The following is a 16611-nucleotide window of genomic DNA, read 5'->3' on the forward strand; positions in this document are numbered from 1 at the left end:
TTCGATGTCGGCGCTGCCAAAGTCGAGAAGATCGGGTTCGTCGAACGACGGAACATGAGGGCTGGCTGGTGCGACCCGGCGTGGGGATCGACCCGCTCGAGCGCGGAGCGGCGAACACAACTGAGCGGCGTCCACTACGGTCGGCGCGGTGACTGCGATGCAGCGTCGGCTCGGTGTGATCGCGACGGTGGTCGCACTGCTCGCCGCAGGCTGTTGGAAGCCCGAACTCACCGTCACCTATCCCCACACCGTGCAGTCCGACATCGTCTACGGGCAAGGCGAGGTGGACGACGGCGGCACGTTCGAGGACCTGCTCCTCGACCTCTACGTCCCCACTGTGCCGGGTCAGACCATCTTCCCCCTCGCCGTCGTGATCCACGGCGGGAGTTTCACCTCCAACAACAAGACGCAACCGCGGGTCGTCAAGTGGGCCGAGGAGCTGGCCGGGCGCGGCTACATCGTGGCGTCGATCGACTATCGGCTGGCCGGCGACAAGCCCGTGCCGTCGGCGCGGGTCCAACCGCTGTTCGACGCGGTGGGTGGCGCCGCGGCCTCGAACCAGACGACGGCGGCGATCGCCGCCATCGACGACCTCATCATGGCGATCGAGTTCCTCCAGGCGCGCCCCGATGTCAGCGAGCACAACACCGCGCTCGTCGGCAACTCCGCCGGGTCGATCGCCGCGCTCTACGTCGGCTACACCCTCGACGACTACGGCATCGCTCGACCGCGCGTACACGCGGTGATCGACAACTGGGGTGGGTTCGAGTGGGCGAACACGCCGCCCGACGCGGCGACGTTCATCGACCGCATCGGCGAGGACGGCTACTACGAGCCGGCGCTGTTCATCGCCCACGGCACCGCCGACACCGTCGTGCCCTACTGGCACACCGAGGAGATCGTCGACCAGGCCGACATCGTCGGGCTTCGCTACGTGCTGTTCGAGAATGTCGGCGTCGGCCACGGCTTCGACCTGTTCACCACCGAGTTCAGCCCGGGCGTGTCCGTCTTCCAGGCCCAGGTGAACTGGCTCGACTCGGTGCTCATCGGCGTTGAGGACACGTCGACGACCACCACTCCCCCGACCGTGCCCTGATGATCCGGCGGATCGACCCCGCAGACGACCAGCTGACCGACCGCATCGTCGAGATCCAGCGAGCCGCCTACACGGTCGAAGCCGAGCTCATCGGGTTCGACCGGATTCCCGTCCTCCAGGAGACGGCAGCGGACGTGCGGCACCAGCGTGGGTTGACCTGGCTCGGCGCGTTCGTGGACGACGCGCTTGCCGGCGTCATCGCCTGGACCCAGGACGGCGACACCGTCGACATCGACCGGCTCGCGATCGACCCGGCGTTCGCCCGTCGCGGGCTCGGTCGCGGCCTCGTCCGCGCGGTACCGGCGGCCCGTGAGACCACGGTGTCGACCGGCGCGGCCAACGCACCCGCCGTCGCCCTCTATGTCGGCGAGGGGTTCACCCGCGGCGAAGACACCGAACTCGCGCCGGGCGTTTTCATGGCGCACTTCCGCCGTCGGCGGACGTAGCGCGGTCTAGACGTCGAGGCCGATGGCCTTGACCGGCCGGGCGGGGGTCATGTTCGGCGGCGCCGCCATCAGCGGCATGAACGCCTGCATGGCCGCCTGCATCGCCTCGCTCTGCCCGTGGCCCTGCATGGAGGACTCGTCGGTCATGATCGCGAAGAAGTGGAACGTGTCATCCGGCGCGCGGAAGTAGGCGTAGACCTCCGTCCCCGGTTCCTCGGTCGCCGCGTCGACCATGGTCGCGAGCACGGCCTCCATCTCGTCGGCCTTGCCGTCCTGCGCGGTCAGCGTGCCGATCATCGCGGTCTTGCTCATGGGCTGTCTCCGATTTTCGCGGCGAGGCCGCGTTCCGATTCGCCGGGGGTGGCGCCGACATCACTAGCACGAACCGCGTCCGCCGATCGTCGCCAGAGATGCGGCATCGACCGATTGCTGCCACTCTGGGTGGGCAATGGCAACCGAGGGGGACCTGTGGATCAGTCAATCGTGAGACGCGACGTGAGCCGGCGCGGGTTCCTGCGGGCGAGCTCGCTCGGGTCGGCCGCCGTGGTGTTCGGTGGCGCCGCGGTGCTCTCGGCGTGCGATCCGGTCGGGCTGCTCGCCGCGAACGCCCACGGACTGAAGCTGCACCCGTTCTTCACCAGCCGGAGCGTGGCCACCACCGGCACGACGGTCGCCGGCACGGCCTACGAGTGGCACATCTGGCCCGATGGGGGCGCCTGCTTCGCGCTCCCGGACGGCGGCTGGTCCTATGTCTCCAACAGCGAACTCAACGGGGGCGTCGGCTTCATCCGCTTCGACGCGGCCGGCAACATCACCGACGCCGGGAACTGCCTGACCGGCACGTTCATCAACTGTGCGGGTGGCAAGACACCGTGGGAGACCTGGCTCAGCTGCGAGGAACACGACAACGGGTTCGTGTGGGAATGCGACCCGCTGGGCGCGGTACCGGGCGTCAAGCGCGAACTGATGGGGCGCTTCCCCCACGAGGCCGCGGCCTGCGATCCGGTCGGCCAGGCGGTCTACATGACCGAGGACCGTTCCGACGGTGGCTTCTACCGATTCATCCCCACGACCTGGGGCGATCTCTCCGCCGGCGTGCTCGAGATCATGACCGAACCGACGGCGGGCACCCTCGTATGGGCGCCCGTCCCCGACCCGCTGGCCGCCACCACGAAGTGTCGTGAGCAGGTGGCCGACACCAAGACCTTCGCGGGCGGCGAGGGCATCGATCTCGCCCACGGAAAGATCGTCTTCACCACCAAGGGCGACAACAAGGTGTGGGAGTACGACCCCGTCGCGAACACGCTCGCGGTCATCCACGACCCGACCATCCACGTCAACAGCATCCTGTCGGGCGTCGACAACCTCGAGGTGTCCGACGACGGCGTGATCTATGTGGCCGAGGACGGTGGCGACATGCAGATCGTGCTCGTGCGGCCCGACGGCACCACCTTTCCGGTGGTGCAGGTCGAGGGTGTCGAGAACTCCGAGATCTGCGGCCCGGCCTTCGACCCGTCCGGCACCCGCCTCTACTTCAGCTCGCAGCGCAATCCGGGCGAGACCTTCGAGGTGACCGGGCCGTGGGCGGCGTTCACCGACCCCGGGCCCTTCGAGTGGCCGCCCGACTCCGGCCGGTCGATCACGCTGGCCGATCTCGAACCCTTCACCTGACGCGGCGCCGCTGGCTCGGTCCTACGATCCGGCGATGGCCTATGTGGACGCCCACGTCCATTTCTGGGACGACGGCATCGAACACGGCTGGCTCGACGGCGAACCCGCGCTGCCGTCGCGGGCCACGCTGGCGGACTATCGCGACACGACAGTCGACGATCCGCCGAGCCGTTTCCTCTTCGTGGAGGCGGACGCGGACGAGGGCATGGGTGCAGCCGAGGCCCGCTGGGTCGCCGACATGTGCGGCGGCGAAGCGGACTTCGCCGGCATGGTCGTGTGGGCACCGGTCCAGGCGGGCGGCGCCGCCGTGGCCCGCCATCTCGACGAGCTCGGCCTCGACGGCATCGTCGGCATCCGCCGACTCGTCCAGGGCGAGGCGGCGGGGTTCGCACGCTCGGCCGGCTTCGTCGACGGGGTGCGGGCCGTGGGCGCAGCCGACCTCGTGTTCGACATCTGCATCACGGCGAACCAGTTCGCCGATGCGATCGCGCTGGCCCGCGCCGCCCCCGACACCCGCCTCGTGCTCGATCACTGCGGCAAGCCACCGATCGCGACGGGGCAGCTCGCCGACTGGCGGCGCGATCTCGCGGCCCTCGCGGCCTCCGAGAACGTGACGTGCAAGCTCAGCGGCCTCGTCACCGAGGCGGACCCGCAACGATGGTCCGAGGACGAGCTCGCGCCGGTGCTCGACCACGCGCTCGAGTGCTTCGGCGCCGAGCGGATCCTGTGGGGCAGCGATTGGCCGGTCGTCGAACGCGCCGCGACCCATCGGTCGTGGCGCGACGCCACCGACATCCTCCTCGCCCCCTTGAGCGACGACGAACGCGACACCATTCGACGGACGACCGCACTGCGGATCTACGACCTGGAGGACGACACCCCATGAGACTCGACGGCAAGACCGCCCTCGTCACCGCGGCGGCTCAGGGGATCGGCCGGGCCGCCGCCGAGCGCTTCGCGGCCGAGGGCGCCGAGGTGATCGCCACCGACATCGACGCGGCGGGCCTGCAGGGGCTCGTCGGCGTGCGCACCGAGCGGCTGGACGTCACCGACGACGACGGGGTCGCCGCGCTCGCGGCCGAGATCGGCGCCGTCGACATCCTGTTCAACGTCGCCGGCTTCGTGCACCACGGGACGATCCTCGACTGTGACGGCGACGCGTGGGCGTTCTCGATGGAGCTCAACGTCACCTCGATGTACCGGGTGACCCGGGCCCTGCTGCCGGCGATGCTGGCGGCCGGCGGTGGCTCGATCATCAACATGTCGTCGGCGGCGAGCAGTATCAAGGGCGCACCGAACCGTTTCGTCTACGGCACGACCAAGGCGGCGATCATCGGCTTCACCAAGGCCGTCGCCGCCGACTTCGTGGGCGACGGGATCCGCTGCAACGCCATCTGCCCCGGCACGATCCAGACGCCGTCGCTCGACGACCGCATCGCCGCCCAGGGGGCCGGCACGCCGGGCGGTGCCGAGCAGGCCCGCGCCGACTTCGTCGGCCGCCAGCCGATGGGCCGCCTCGGGACGGCGGAAGAGATCGCCGCGCTCGCCGTCTACCTGGCCAGCGACGAGTCGACCTTCACGACCGGCACCACCCACCTCATCGACGGCGGCTGGACGCTCTGAGCCGGTCGGCGCCGGCGGCTCACAGACCCGAGACGGACCAGCCGAAGCGGTACGTGCCGGGCCGCACGAGATAGGGCGGCAACGTGTCCGGCCCGCACGCGGCGGTGCCGAGGCCGCGCTGGGCGGCGTCGATGTGCACCTCGGTCGTGTCGGCCCGCACCAGCTCGGCGATCGTGTGGGCCGCGGTCATCGCCGCGTCGTGGTGTCGCCGGGCGGAGAACGACATCGGTTCGTCCAGGTCGATCCGCAGGCCCCGCCGGCGCCCGTCGGTGAGGGCGAACCAGCGCGTCGTCTCGTGCGCTCCGTGTTCCTGCGGCACGACGTATTCGTGGTACTGCTCGTCCACGGTGGACGTCCACCGGCGCACCACACCGCTCGACCGCCGGTCCGGATACGTCTCGTCGGGGCCGGGGCCGAACCACTCGAGTCGCTCGAGTTCGGCCGGGGTCTCGAACCGCACACCCACACGGGGCAGGTCCGTCCACTCCCGGGGCACCTCGATGCGTTCGGCGAAGTGCGCGCCGCGGTCGTCGACCGTCACGACCGTGCGGTGCTTCGCCTCGCCGCGGGGGCCGACCAGACGACGCGAGAGCGTGATCGTCTCGCCGTCGACCGTCGCCCGCCGGGCCACCCGATCGGTGCGGGCATCCAGCCGGTCGAGACCGAGCTTCAGCCAGCGGAGGCGGGTGCCCTGCACGCCGCTCATCCAGCCCTGCTTCACCCCGTCGTTGTCGGTGGGCGCCCGCCACAACGTCGCGGTGACGTCGCCGACGATCACCGGTCGATCACCGAGCCACACCCCCGTGATCCCGTGGTCGCCGGTCTCCACCCGGACGGGCCGCCGGGCGCGGGTTCGCGCCGGCGTGGTCGCCCCGCTTCGCACATCGAGCTGATCCCAGCCGACCACATGACCCCGCTCGGCCCAGTCGGTGGCGCGCCGGGTCACCCACTCGATCAGCAGGCGCGCCTCGACCTCCGGGGGAATCCGGGTCGTCCAGGGGATGAGGATCGTCTTCGACGCGCCGGCCGCGACGTCGACGTCGAGCGTGCCCGACTCCACGGTTCGGCCGTCGACGTCGAGCGACCACCGCAGCCGCAGGTCCGCGGTGGACACGAAGTGCCGACGGTTGGTCACCCGCACGCGGCGCCCGCTGACCGCGGCGGTCGTGACCGGGCGCGTCGCCCACAACAGTTCGCGCATCGCGGGATGGGGTGTGCCGTCCGGGCCGACGAGGCCGTTGATGCAGAAGTTGGCATCGTGGACGTCCTCGCCGAAGTGACCGCCGTACGCCCAGTAGAACCGGCCCTGTTCGTCCGTTTCCGCGAGACCCTGATCCCGCCAGTCCCAGATGAACCCGCCGGCCAGCGCCGGTTCGGTGTGGAAGGCCTCGACGTACGCCGCGAGCGAGCCGTTGGAGTTGCCCATCGCGTGGGAGTACTCGCACAGGATCAACGGCCGGTCGTCGAGCCCGGTCCGCTCGGCCCAGCGGGCCCACCCGACGATCACGTCGATCGGGGTGTACATCGGGCACACCACGTCGGTCACCCGGCGCTCGGCCGCGGTCGGCGGGCGAGCGGTGGCCGAACCGTCGTCGAGCGAGTTGACCGCGAAGCGCCCCTGGATGGCGCCCTCGTACTGGACGAACCGGGTCGGGTCGACGCGACGAACCCAGCCGGCCGCCGCGTCGTGGCCGGGGCCGTGGCCCGACTCGTTGCCCAGCGACCAACCGATCACGCTCGGATGGTTGCGATCGCGCCGCACCATGCGCCGCGTGCGCTCGGCGATCGCATGGGTCCAACGGTCGTCCCTCGACAGTGACGCCAGCCGGGCGTGGCTCTCCACGTTCGCCTCGTCGACCACATACAGGCCGAGCTCGTCGCAGAGATCGAGGAGCCGATGGTCATTGGGATAGTGGGCGGTGCGCACCGCGTTGACGTTGTGCTGCTTCATGGTGACGAGGTCCGCCCGCATCTCGTCGACCGTCAGGGTCTTCCCGGTCACGTGATGGTGATCGTGGCGGTTCACGCCGTGGAGGATCACCGGCCGACCGTTGACCAGCAGGCGACGGTCGCGGATCTCGACCCGCCGGAACCCGGTCCACGTCGCATGGGCCTCGAGGACCCGACCGCCGACATCGAGCAGTTCGGTGACGACCCGGTAGCGGGTCGGCGACTCGGCGCTCCAGGGCTCGATCCTCAGATCCGGCGCCTCGACCCACGCCGTCGGGCCCGGATGGGCATACGCCTGGAGGAGCTGTTCGAAGTGGCCGACGCCTTCCGCGGTTGCCACGGGGGCGACGTGGGGACTCCCGATGCGCCGACCCCGGGCGGTCTCGAGCGACACGCGGATCGACGCCGCCGCGCCCGTTGCCCACGCGCCGACCGTCAAGGCGCCCCGGCCCGTGACCGGATCCAGGTCGGCCTGCACGGTCAGGTCGTCGATGCGGGACCGGCCCCGGGCCTCGAGGAAGCACGAGCGGTGCAGCCCCGCGTGCCACCAGTGGTCCTGGTCCTCGATCCACGTCGCGTCGCAATAGCGCACGACCATCACCGCGAGCAGGTTCTCGCCGTCGACGAGATGGGGCGTCAGGTCGAACTCGGACGGCAGCCGGGAGTCCTTGCCCATCCCGACGAAGTGCCCGTTGCACCAGACGACGGCCATGCTCTCGGCCCCGCCCAGGTGGAGCACGACGTCGCGGCGGCGCCACACAGCAGGCACCGTGAAGGTTGTGCGGTGGAGGCCGGTCGGGTTCTGCGCCGGCACCTCGGGTGGGGCGAGCTCGGGCCACGGCATGACGATGTTCGTGTAGTGCGGGAGATCGCCGACCCCCTGGCGGGTCCAGCATCCGGGCACGGCCACCTCGCGCCAGCGGGAGTCATCGGTCGACGGATGCATCCACCGGGCCGGTGCGGCGGTGGGTCGGTCCACGAGTCGGAAGCGCCACGCGCCATCGAGGGATCGGCGCCACGGCGACCCACCACCGGCGCGGGCGCCGTCCGCGTCGCGGTACGGCTCCAGCGGCGGCCGGGAGGGCAGCCGGTTCAGCTCCGTGAGTTCGGGACGGAACAGATCCTCGATCGCGAGCATGGCTGCACACTAGGAGGCTTCGGATCCCGGCGAAGTTTTTCCTGTTCAGGGGTTGCGAAGGCGAACGTGTGTTCGCTATGGTGATCGTATGTTCACCGCGACGATCACGGCGATGCGACAGGACCGACTCGACGGTCTCCCGCGCGCCGAGCTCGTCGACCGGGTCGAGGAGCTGCGGCGATTCCGCGGCGCGGTCGCCGACTACGAAGCGCGGCTGGTACGGGCGATCGACTCGCTGGACGACAACGGTCTCGACGGGCGCGGTGTGCTGCGCTCCCACGGGCGCGTCTCCGGCAAGACCGCGCATCGGGCGGCGCGGACCGCGCACGGGTTGGCCGACATGCCGCGTGCGGCAGCCGCGCTACGCGACGGGCGCATCACGGTCGAGCACGCCCATTCGCTCACCAAGGCCGGCCGCGAGATCGACCCCGAACTGGCTGACGCCGAGCTCGTGGAGATCGCGGAGGCGTCGCCGGCGGACCTGTTCGCCAAGCGCACCACCGAATGGATCGCGAAGCGGACCCGCAAAGACCCGAAGCCTGATCACGACGCCCAACGACGCGCCCGCACCCTGAAGCGCTGGGACGACAAGGCGACCGGGCTGCGCATGTTCCTCCTCGGCGTCGATCAAACCACCGGGGCACTCCTCGACGCCGACATCAACCGACTCGAACAAACACTCTGGAACGACGACGGCGGCCGCAACGCCGACCCCGCAACCGCCCGCACCCTCGACCAGCGCCTCGCCGACGCCGTCACCCAACTCATCACCGGCGCGCGCCGCGAAGGCGACCGGCCACCGCATCCGAAGTCCAACGTCACTGTCCTCATCGACATCGCCGCCATGACTTCAGACGACGGCAGCCCGCTCGCCTCGTTGGTCCAGGACGGACAACCACTCCCCGCATCGGTCCTCGACCGGCTCCTGTGCGTCTCCACCATCACGCCGATCCTGTTCAACGGGCCCGCCAACCCCATCTGGGTCGGACGCGACCACCGCCACGCCACCCTCACCCAATGGCGCGCCCTCATCGCCCGCGACCGCGGCTGCATCGGCTGCGGCGCCACCCCCGACCGCTGCGAAGCCCACCACATCGAACACTGGGAACACCACGGCGACACCGACATCGACAACCTCGTCCTCGTCTGCACCCGCTGCCACCACAACATCCACGACCGCGGCCACACCCTCCACCGGACAAACGGCCGCTGGACCATCCGACCACCCGGCGCCCCACCCGCCGACAAACAACCGCACTTCCCCACCCACGACTTCCCCACGACACCAGAACCCGCCCACATCACGCCCCACGCGGCATGACCACGGCACGGAACTGACCGTCGTCTCGCACCTTGACAACTGAAGACCCCACGCCGGGGCGAGTGCCTTCGCCCGGAGCGGGTGCGGCCGCGTAGTCTCCGGCCATGGCTGAACCCGTTCTCCTGTCGACGTTGGACATGGCGAGATTCGTCGCCGACGGTTTCCTCCGCTTCGACGGTCTCGTCCCGCCCGAGCTCAACGATGCGGCGATGCTCGAACTCGAGCAGCTGAAGGACTTCGCTCCCTTCGAGGGCAACCCGCTGCGGCCCCGCTCCGGCACACCGCTCGCCGATTGTTGGCCGAACGACAGCGCGATCAGGCAGATCTACGACCTGCCGGTCCTCGCCGGCGCGATCCGGTCACTCGTGGGTGACGATCCGATCTACGACCACCAGTTCTGCCACTACATCCCGTCCGGGTCGCAGGGCTTCCAGGACCTCCACTGTGATGCGGCGATCGACAGCTTCGACCCGACCTTCGACATCCAGGTGTTCTACTTCCCCCGGGCGCTCGCCCCCGGCGCCGGCGGCACCCGATTCGTGCCGGGGAGCCATCTGCGGATGGTCCACGAGAACAGCGTGGCCCGCTATCAGCACATCGTCGGCGAGCAGTTCTACGCCGGTGAAGCCGGCACGGTGCTGATCTTCCATCACGGCCTCTGGCACGCGGGCCAGGCGAACCCGTCCGACGACGACCGCTGGATGTTCAAGGTGCGCATCAACCCGAGCGAGCGTCAGGTCCGCAAGTGGGACACCAGCGACTACGACGCGGCGACGTCGGGCAACTGGGATCACATGTTCGCCACGATGGCGCAGGAGGAGACGGTGGCGAGCCACCTGCGGCGGGCCCACCCGTGGACCGTCGCCGGCCAGGATCGGCTCGACACCATCCAGCGGGTGAGCCTCTGGCGCTATCTGTCGGGCGACGACGAGTTCGATGTCGACTGGTACCACACCCGTACCGAACGCCGCGCCGCACTGCTCGAGGATGCACTGCTCGAGGACGGCAGCCGATGACGGCCCGCCAGCAGCTGCTGCACCTCTACACGAGCAACTCGGCGATCACGAGCCCGGTGATCGCGTGGGCATTCCACGACGGCACGTTGGGCGCCGGGCCCGGCCTGTCCGAGGAGGAGGGCGCGCCGCCGTATCGCACCGGGGTGAAGGCGATCGAGGACGGCTGGCGTCTCATCCAGATGTCCGCCCTGGCCGACCCCGTCGAGGGATCCGAACGCCAGTCCAGCTATCTGCGCTACGAGTGCCTCTTCGAGCGGATGATCGAACTCGACTCGTGACCGGCACGAGGCACCGCATCCTCGATGGCGACACGCCGGGCATGGAGCACTGCCACGGGATGGTCAACATCAACGGGCCGTCGGTGATCCGCCGCCCCGACTGGGTGGATCTTCCCGGTCGCTACCTCCTCTACTTCGCCCACCACTGCGGCAGCCACATTCGCCTCGCCCACGCCGATCACCTCGCCGGGCCGTGGACCCTGCACGAGGGCGGCGTGCTCCACATCGACGACACGCCGGCGGCCGGGCCGATTCCGCATGTCGCGTCACCCGACGTGCACGAGGTCGACGGGCGACTGCGGATGTACTTCCACTGTCTGTTCGACGACGACGCGAACACGGGGCAGCCCTTCTGGGGGAACGCGCGGGGCTACCTCCAGGGAACCCTGATCGCCGAGTCGACCGACGGCGTACGCTTCACCCTCCGCGACGACACGGTGATCACCTCGCCGTATCTGCGCATGATCCGCCGGCCGGATGCCTGGTACGGGATCTCGATGCAGGACTGGCTCTGGCGCTCACCCGACGGACTCACCGGCTGGGAGCACCGACGGGTGCTCAGCGACGACATCGCCCGCCATGTCGGCCTCGACCTGGTTCTCGGTGGCGGGGTCGGGGATCGGCTCGACGTCTACTTCACCTCGTTCGTCGATCCACCGGAGCGGATCAAACGACGATCGATCGAGCTGACCGACGACTGGACGACCTGGACACCGGGCCAGGTGGAGGAGGTGCTCCGTCCCGTCGAGGCGTGGGAGGGCGCCGACCTCGAGGTGACGGACTCGTTCCCCGGCCCCACCCCGGAGCCGCAGCATGCGCTCCGTGACCCCTTCGTGTTCCGGGACGACGACGGGTCGGCCCATCTCTTCTACGCTGCCGCGGGAGAGTTCGCGATGGGGGTGACGGCGCTGTCATGAGTCGACCGAACATCCTGAGCATCTCGTTCGAGGACTGCACCCCCTGGTTCGGCTGCTACGGCCATCCGGTGCGCACGCCCAACGTCGACCGGCTCGCCGCCGAGGGCGGGATGTGGCCCAACGCGTTCACCCCGGCCCCGGTGTGCTCGCCGACCCGCAGCGCGGTGATGACCGGCATGCATCCGGTGAGCCTCGGCACCCACCACATGCGCACGATCACCTACCGCGATCAGGGGATGAACGGCTACGAGGCGGTCATCCCCCACTATGTGCGCTGCTATCCCGAGTATCTGCGGGCGGCCGGCTACTGGTGCACCAACGACGGCAAGCACGACTACCAGTTCACCGCGCCGGTGACGGTCTGGGACGAGACCAGCAACCCCTGGATGGAGGACGGCACCGCCCACTGGCGCCATCGTCCGGACGCCGATCAGCCGTTCCTCGCCCAGTTCAACCTCGGGGCCACCCACGAGAGTCAGAGCTGGGAAGGCACCCAGTTCGACGAGAACGACATCGACCTCGACACGGTCATCGTGCCGCCCTACTTCCCCGACACGGGCAAGGTCCGGGAGTCACTGGCCCGGGTCTACGCGTCGATCGAGCACAACGACCGGATCGTCGGCGAGCTCCTCGACCAGCTCGAGGAGGACGGACTGACCGACTCCACGGCGGTCTTCATCTGGACCGACCACGGCCCGCTCCCCCGCGGCAAGCGCTGGCCCTACGACAGCGGGATCCACAGTCCGATGATCGTCCGCTGGCCGGGCGAGATCGAGCCGGGAACGCGCCACGACGAGCTCCTGAGCGTGATGGACCTGGGGCCGACGTTCCTGTCGATGGCCGGCGTGACGGTGCCGCCCCACCTGCACGGCAAGCCGTTCCTCGGCGCCGCCGCGGACGGGGGCGGCGGGCACGACTATGTGTTCGCCACCCGGGACCGGTTCGACCAGCACTACGACATGGTGCGCGCCAGCCGCGACACCCGCTGGAAGTACATCCGCCACAGCTTCCCGAACGACCCCTACGTCGGGTGGGTCAGCTATCGCAACCACCACCCGATCATGGAGGAGCTGTGGCGGCTCCACGTGGCCGACGAACTCGACGACACCCAGGCCCGGTTCATGGCCTCCACCCGGCCGGCCGAGGAGCTGTACGACACCGAGGCCGACCCCTACGAGATCGACAATCTCGCCGCGGATCCCGCCCACCGCGACGTGCTCGAGCGTCATCGCGCCGCCCTCGACGCGTGGCAGACCGAGGTCGGTGATCTCGGCTTCGTCACCGAGAACGTGATGATCGACATGATGTGGCCCGGCCGCGTGCAACCCATCACCGGCGGGCCGAAGTTCGTCGTCCACAACGAGACCGAGAGCGGGCGCACCGACTCGCCGGACGGCGGCGAGTTCGCCGGTCCGGTGCTGCTCCAACTCCACTGCGACACGCAGGGTGCGTCGATCGGCTGGACCACCGAGTCCGGCGACGAACCCCGCTGGCTCGTGTACCACGAACCGATCCGGCTCGACGCGGGGCAGACGGTCACCGTGCGGTCGCTCGCCCACCGCATCGGCTACGCCCCGAGCGGCGAGTCATCGGCCACGTTCACGATCACATGAGCGGCATGGCCGGAGACCGAGCGGCGCGGCGCAACGTCCTGTTCATCCTGGCGGACCAGCTCCAGGCGTGGGCGCTCGGGTGCACGGGCCACCCCGACATCGCCACACCGAACCTCGACGCCCTGGCCGCGGCGGGCACGATGTTCACCGACGCCTATGTCGAGTTCCCGGTCTGCACCCAGTACCGCGGCGTGCTCAACACGGGCCGCTACGCCTCCGACTCCGGCGTGACCAACTTCGGTATGGGCCCCGCGCCGGGCACCCGCTGCCTGGCCGACGCCCTCGGCGACGCCGGTCTGTGGACGAGCTATGTCGGCAAGTGGCACCTGTACGAGTTCTTCGACATGGCCGTGCTCGCCGAGCAACGCTGCGGCTTCGAGCGCTTCATCGGCTACCAGAGCTACAACAGCTATCGCGAGGGCATCCGGTTCTGGGACGAGAACGGCGGTTGCCGCGAGTTCGTCGGCGGACATCGCACCGTCGCCACCGCGGACCTCGCGATCGAACGGCTCCGGGAGATCCCGACCGACCGGGACTTCGCCATGTTCGTCAGCTTTCTCAATCCCCACTACCCGCTCGAGCCGTTGCCCGAGTACGAGGCGATGTACGCCGGGGTCGACATCTCGCTGCGGCCCAACGTGACTCAACCGGACCAGGTCTTCACACCGACCTACAGCCCGGCGAGTCCGCAGCCCGTCACCGAGGATCCGAACTATCTGCGCTACGGCCGATCGATCGAGGACTTCTGGCGCTTCTACGCCGCGATGGTCACCCAGCTCGACCACGAGGTCGGTCGGCTCCTCGACGAGCTCCGCACCCTCGGCCGCGACGAGGACACCCTCGTGATTTTCACCAGCGACCACGGCGAGATGGGCGGCAGCCACGGCCTGATGAACAAGTACGTGTGGCACGAGGAGTCCGTGCGGGTGCCGTTCCTCGTCCGCAGCCCCGGCTCCCCGGCCGGCACCCGGATCGCGACACCCGTCGCGGCCGGCGTCGACATCTGGCCGACGGTGCTGGACTGGATCGGAGCGGGCGCCGAGCCCGGGCTCCCGGGCGCCTCGATCGTCCCGATGCTCGATGCCGGGGCCGACGGCGCCCACCATCCGGCGTTCGCCGAGGCCGCCGATCCCGAACGCGGCTACGTGATGGTCCGCGACGGCGACTGGAAGTACGTGGCGGCGTACGGGTCCGACGCCACGATCGCCCTGCACCATCTCGGCGACGATCCCTACGAGCAGACGGACGTCGCCGCCGATCATCCCGACGAGGTCGCCCGCCTCGGCGAACTCGTCCGGGCCTGGAAGGCCGAGACGGTTACCGGTACCTGAGCTCAGAGATGCAGGGTGACCGACTTGTAGCCCCGCACGGTGGAGGTGTGGACCCACTCGAGGGCGTCGTGGTCCACGTCCCAGGCGCCGAACCGTCGCACCATCTGCTCGAGGCCGACGCGGCCCTCCAGGCGGGCGAGCGCGCCGCCGATACAGAAGTGGGCGCCGTAGCCGAACGACAGGTGGCGGTCGATGTCACGGGTGATGTCGAACCGGTCGGCGTCGGCGAAGTGGCGCTCGTCGCGGTTGCCGCTGCCGTTGACGAGCAGCAGGTTCGAGCCCGCGGGCACGGTCTCGCCGTGGAACTCGACATCGCGCATGGTCCGCCGCCCCTGCACCGGTGACGGGGCCTCGTAGCGGAGGATCTCCTCCACCGCGTTCGGGATGCGGGCCTCGTCCTCGCCCAGCATCGCGAGCTGCTCCGGGTGATCGGCGAGCAGCACGACGGCCCACCCGAGCATCCGGGCCACCGTCTCGCTGCCCGCGCCGGCGATGAGGGCGACGTAGCCCATGATCTCCTCGTCGGTGAGCGGCCGGGTGGTGCCGTCCAGCAGCTCGCGCTCGTGAGTGGCGAGCACCGTGATGAGGTCGTCCTGGGGCTCCGCCCGCCGCTGCCGGCAGAGGTCGGGGATGAGCTCGTAGACGACGCTGCCGATGTTCTCGCCCTCGATCACCGCCCGGCTCCCGGTCGACACGTTCTCGTCGATCGCCATCGTGTTGTCGACCGACGCCCGCATCTCGGTCTCCAGCCCCTCCGGGAACCCGAGGAGGGCGAGGATCACCGTCGGCGGCACGAGCGAGGAGAACGTCTGGACGAAGTCGAAGGTGGACAGACCCTCCAGTGGGTCCAACAGCCGGGCGCACACCCGCTCGATGCGGGCCTCCAGACCGTCGATCTTGCGCGGCGTGAACGCCCGGCTCACGAGCTTGCGCAGCAGGGTGTGCTCCGGCGGGTCCCGGAAGATGAACATCGGCATCGGGAACACCTGGTCGCTCATCAGGTCGAGGGTCGTGCCGAAGCGGGACACGTAGGTGTCGGCGTCGAGGAGGCACGTCAGCACGTCGTCGTAGCGGGTGAGCGCGTAGAAGTCGTGCTTCTCGTTGCGGTACAGCGGCGCCTCGTCCCGCATGCGGCGCCACACGTCGTGGGCCCGCCGATCGACGTCGAAGTCGAACGGGTCGTAGTACAAGGGCTCGGCCATCAGGTGCCTCCGACGTGAATGATGGCCTTGCCGGTCGCCGACCGGCCAGCCAGCGACGACAGCGCCTCGGGAACGGCGTCGAAGGAATGGGGCCGCACCGGGATCGAACCGAGCGAGCCGTCACGCCGTCGGTCCAGCAGCCGGTCGTAGATCGCCTCCACGTGGGGTCGGTCGTACGCCCCCGCGTAGACGCCCATCGTCGAGAAGTTGCCCGTGACCATCCGCGCCGGATCGATCACCGGCCAGCGCCCCGAGGCGAAGCCGACGAGCAGGAGCCGTCCGTGGTTGGCCATCGCCTTGGCCATCCGTTCGCCGGTCTCCCCGCCGACCGGGTCGAAGACGACGGCCGCGCCCGAGCCATCGGTGACCTCCCGGATGGTGGTCGCCAGATCGTCGATCGTGTGGTGGTCGATCACCTCGTCGGCTCCGAGGCCGGCGCAGAACGATGCCTTGTCGACACCTCCGGCCACGGCGACCACGCGGGCACCGAGGCTCTTCCCGAGCAGTACCGCGGCGGAGCCACTCCCGCCGGCGGCGCCGAGGACGACGAGGTTCTCACCGGGCTGGATCGCGGCCCGGTCGACCAGCGCGTTCCACGCCGTCACGAACGGGATGTGGAATCCCGCCGCAGTCTCGTCGTCGAGGTCGGGCGGCGCCGGGAAGATGGTGTTCGCGGCAGCAAGACACTGCTCGGCGAGTCCGCCGGCACCGAGGTAGAACGCGGTCACGCCCATCTGACGGGTGCCGGTGAGCGCGTCGTCCACGCCCTCCCCGACGGCGTCCACCACGCCGACGACCTCCTGACCCGGCGTGAAGGGCCGGGCCGGCGTGAAGAGATAGGTACCGGCACACATCAGCACGTCGGGGAACCCGACGGCGGCGGCGTCGACGCGCAAGCGGACCATTCCCGGACCGGGCACCGGCGGCTCGATGTCGACGCGGGCGAGCACGTCGTGCGGCTCGCCGGTCGCGGTCACCTGCCATGCGTCCATGACCGAGTCTCGCCGGG

The 16611-nt window shown here is 69.8% G+C and carries 15 protein-coding genes; 11 read left to right on the top strand and 4 right to left on the bottom strand.

What is annotated here, in order from left to right:
- Window positions 1-157: 157 nt before the first annotated feature.
- Window positions 158-1096: an alpha/beta hydrolase gene (locus R8F63_15745; protein MDW3220064.1), complete on the top strand. Its 939-nt coding sequence runs from the start codon at window positions 158-160 to the stop codon at window positions 1094-1096.
- Entirely contained in the window at window positions 1096-1542 is a 447-nt protein-coding gene (locus R8F63_15750; protein ID MDW3220065.1) for a GNAT family N-acetyltransferase, read from the top strand. The genes R8F63_15745 and R8F63_15750 overlap by 1 nt, the downstream gene beginning before the upstream one ends.
- Window positions 1543-1548: 6 nt before the next feature.
- Here R8F63_15750 and R8F63_15755 read toward each other — a convergent pair whose 3' ends face one another.
- Entirely contained in the window at window positions 1549-1854 is a 306-nt protein-coding gene (locus tag R8F63_15755) for a putative quinol monooxygenase (GenBank protein MDW3220066.1), read from the bottom strand.
- A 171-nt stretch (window positions 1855-2025) separates the two neighbouring features.
- Between R8F63_15755 and R8F63_15760 the strand changes: the two genes are divergently transcribed.
- The 3 genes from R8F63_15760 to R8F63_15770 are packed head-to-tail and all read left to right on the top strand — an operon-like array spanning window position 2026 to window position 4836.
- Window positions 2026-3213, top strand: coding sequence for a DUF839 domain-containing protein (locus R8F63_15760; GenBank protein ID MDW3220067.1), 1188 nt, complete (start codon window positions 2026-2028; stop codon window positions 3211-3213).
- A 34-nt stretch (window positions 3214-3247) separates the two neighbouring features.
- Window positions 3248-4099 (top strand): amidohydrolase family protein, encoded by an 852-nt coding sequence (locus tag R8F63_15765; GenBank protein MDW3220068.1) that lies wholly within the window; start codon window positions 3248-3250, stop codon window positions 4097-4099.
- Entirely contained in the window at window positions 4096-4836 is a 741-nt protein-coding gene (locus R8F63_15770; protein ID MDW3220069.1) for an SDR family oxidoreductase, read from the top strand. Before R8F63_15765 ends, R8F63_15770 begins: the two co-directional genes overlap by 4 nt.
- 19 nt (window positions 4837-4855) lie before the next feature.
- On the opposite strand, the gene R8F63_15775 is transcribed toward R8F63_15770, so the two are convergent.
- Window positions 4856-7924, bottom strand: coding sequence for a glycoside hydrolase family 2 TIM barrel-domain containing protein (locus tag R8F63_15775; GenBank protein MDW3220070.1), 3069 nt, complete (start codon window positions 7922-7924; stop codon window positions 4856-4858).
- A gap of 88 nt (window positions 7925-8012) precedes the next feature.
- Here R8F63_15775 and R8F63_15780 point away from each other — a divergent pair, with 88 nt between their 5' ends.
- The 6 genes from R8F63_15780 (at window position 8013) to R8F63_15805 (ending at window position 14400) form a co-directional block, all read left to right on the top strand.
- Window positions 8013-9245 carry a DUF222 domain-containing protein gene (locus tag R8F63_15780; protein ID MDW3220071.1) on the top strand — a complete coding sequence of 411 codons (1233 nt, stop codon included), beginning with the start codon at window positions 8013-8015 and terminating at the stop codon, window positions 9243-9245.
- Between the two features lie 104 nt (window positions 9246-9349).
- Window positions 9350-10261, top strand: a complete 912-nt coding sequence (locus R8F63_15785; GenBank protein MDW3220072.1) for a phytanoyl-CoA dioxygenase family protein — start codon at window positions 9350-9352, stop codon at window positions 10259-10261.
- The gene (locus tag R8F63_15790; protein ID MDW3220073.1) at window positions 10258-10539 is read left to right on the top strand and encodes a hypothetical protein; all 282 of its coding nucleotides are present in this window, start codon (window positions 10258-10260) and stop codon (window positions 10537-10539) included. Before R8F63_15785 ends, R8F63_15790 begins: the two co-directional genes overlap by 4 nt.
- Window positions 10536-11456, top strand: a complete 921-nt coding sequence (locus R8F63_15795) for a hypothetical protein (protein MDW3220074.1) — start codon at window positions 10536-10538, stop codon at window positions 11454-11456. Before R8F63_15790 ends, R8F63_15795 begins: the two co-directional genes overlap by 4 nt.
- Window positions 11453-13069: a sulfatase gene (locus R8F63_15800; protein MDW3220075.1), complete on the top strand. Its 1617-nt coding sequence runs from the start codon at window positions 11453-11455 to the stop codon at window positions 13067-13069. Before R8F63_15795 ends, R8F63_15800 begins: the two co-directional genes overlap by 4 nt.
- 5 nt (window positions 13070-13074) lie before the next feature.
- Window positions 13075-14400: a sulfatase-like hydrolase/transferase gene (locus R8F63_15805; protein ID MDW3220076.1), complete on the top strand. Its 1326-nt coding sequence runs from the start codon at window positions 13075-13077 to the stop codon at window positions 14398-14400.
- A gap of 2 nt (window positions 14401-14402) precedes the next feature.
- On the opposite strand, the gene R8F63_15810 is transcribed toward R8F63_15805, so the two are convergent.
- Window positions 14403-15602 (bottom strand): cytochrome P450, encoded by a 1200-nt coding sequence (locus tag R8F63_15810; protein ID MDW3220077.1) that lies wholly within the window; start codon window positions 15600-15602, stop codon window positions 14403-14405.
- The gene (locus R8F63_15815; protein MDW3220078.1) at window positions 15602-16594 is read right to left on the bottom strand and encodes an NADPH:quinone oxidoreductase family protein; all 993 of its coding nucleotides are present in this window, start codon (window positions 16592-16594) and stop codon (window positions 15602-15604) included. Before R8F63_15815 ends, R8F63_15810 begins: the two co-directional genes overlap by 1 nt.
- Window positions 16595-16611: the final 17 nt, after the last annotated feature.

The sequence above is a fragment of the Acidimicrobiales bacterium genome (assembly GCA_033344915.1).
In the GTDB taxonomy this organism is placed as follows: Bacteria; Actinomycetota; Acidimicrobiia; order Acidimicrobiales; family Aldehydirespiratoraceae; genus JAJRXC01.

Coding starts and splice junctions, on each gene's coding strand:
- R8F63_15745 (MDW3220064.1), top strand. CDS start 158: ATGCAGCGTCGGCTCGGTGTGATCGCGACGGTGGTCGCACTGCTCGCC.
- R8F63_15750 (MDW3220065.1), top strand. CDS start 1,096: ATGATCCGGCGGATCGACCCCGCAGACGACCAGCTGACCGACCGCATC.
- R8F63_15755 (MDW3220066.1), bottom strand. CDS start 1,854: ATGAGCAAGACCGCGATGATCGGCACGCTGACCGCGCAGGACGGCAAG.
- R8F63_15765 (MDW3220068.1), top strand. CDS start 3,248: ATGGCCTATGTGGACGCCCACGTCCATTTCTGGGACGACGGCATCGAA.
- R8F63_15770 (MDW3220069.1), top strand. CDS start 4,096: ATGAGACTCGACGGCAAGACCGCCCTCGTCACCGCGGCGGCTCAGGGG.
- R8F63_15775 (MDW3220070.1), bottom strand. CDS start 7,924: ATGCTCGCGATCGAGGATCTGTTCCGTCCCGAACTCACGGAGCTGAAC.
- R8F63_15780 (MDW3220071.1), top strand. CDS start 8,013: ATGTTCACCGCGACGATCACGGCGATGCGACAGGACCGACTCGACGGT.
- R8F63_15785 (MDW3220072.1), top strand. CDS start 9,350: ATGGCTGAACCCGTTCTCCTGTCGACGTTGGACATGGCGAGATTCGTC.
- R8F63_15790 (MDW3220073.1), top strand. CDS start 10,258: ATGACGGCCCGCCAGCAGCTGCTGCACCTCTACACGAGCAACTCGGCG.
- R8F63_15800 (MDW3220075.1), top strand. CDS start 11,453: ATGAGTCGACCGAACATCCTGAGCATCTCGTTCGAGGACTGCACCCCC.
- R8F63_15805 (MDW3220076.1), top strand. CDS start 13,075: ATGGCCGGAGACCGAGCGGCGCGGCGCAACGTCCTGTTCATCCTGGCG.
- R8F63_15810 (MDW3220077.1), bottom strand. CDS start 15,602: ATGGCCGAGCCCTTGTACTACGACCCGTTCGACTTCGACGTCGATCGG.
- R8F63_15815 (MDW3220078.1), bottom strand. CDS start 16,594: ATGGACGCATGGCAGGTGACCGCGACCGGCGAGCCGCACGACGTGCTC.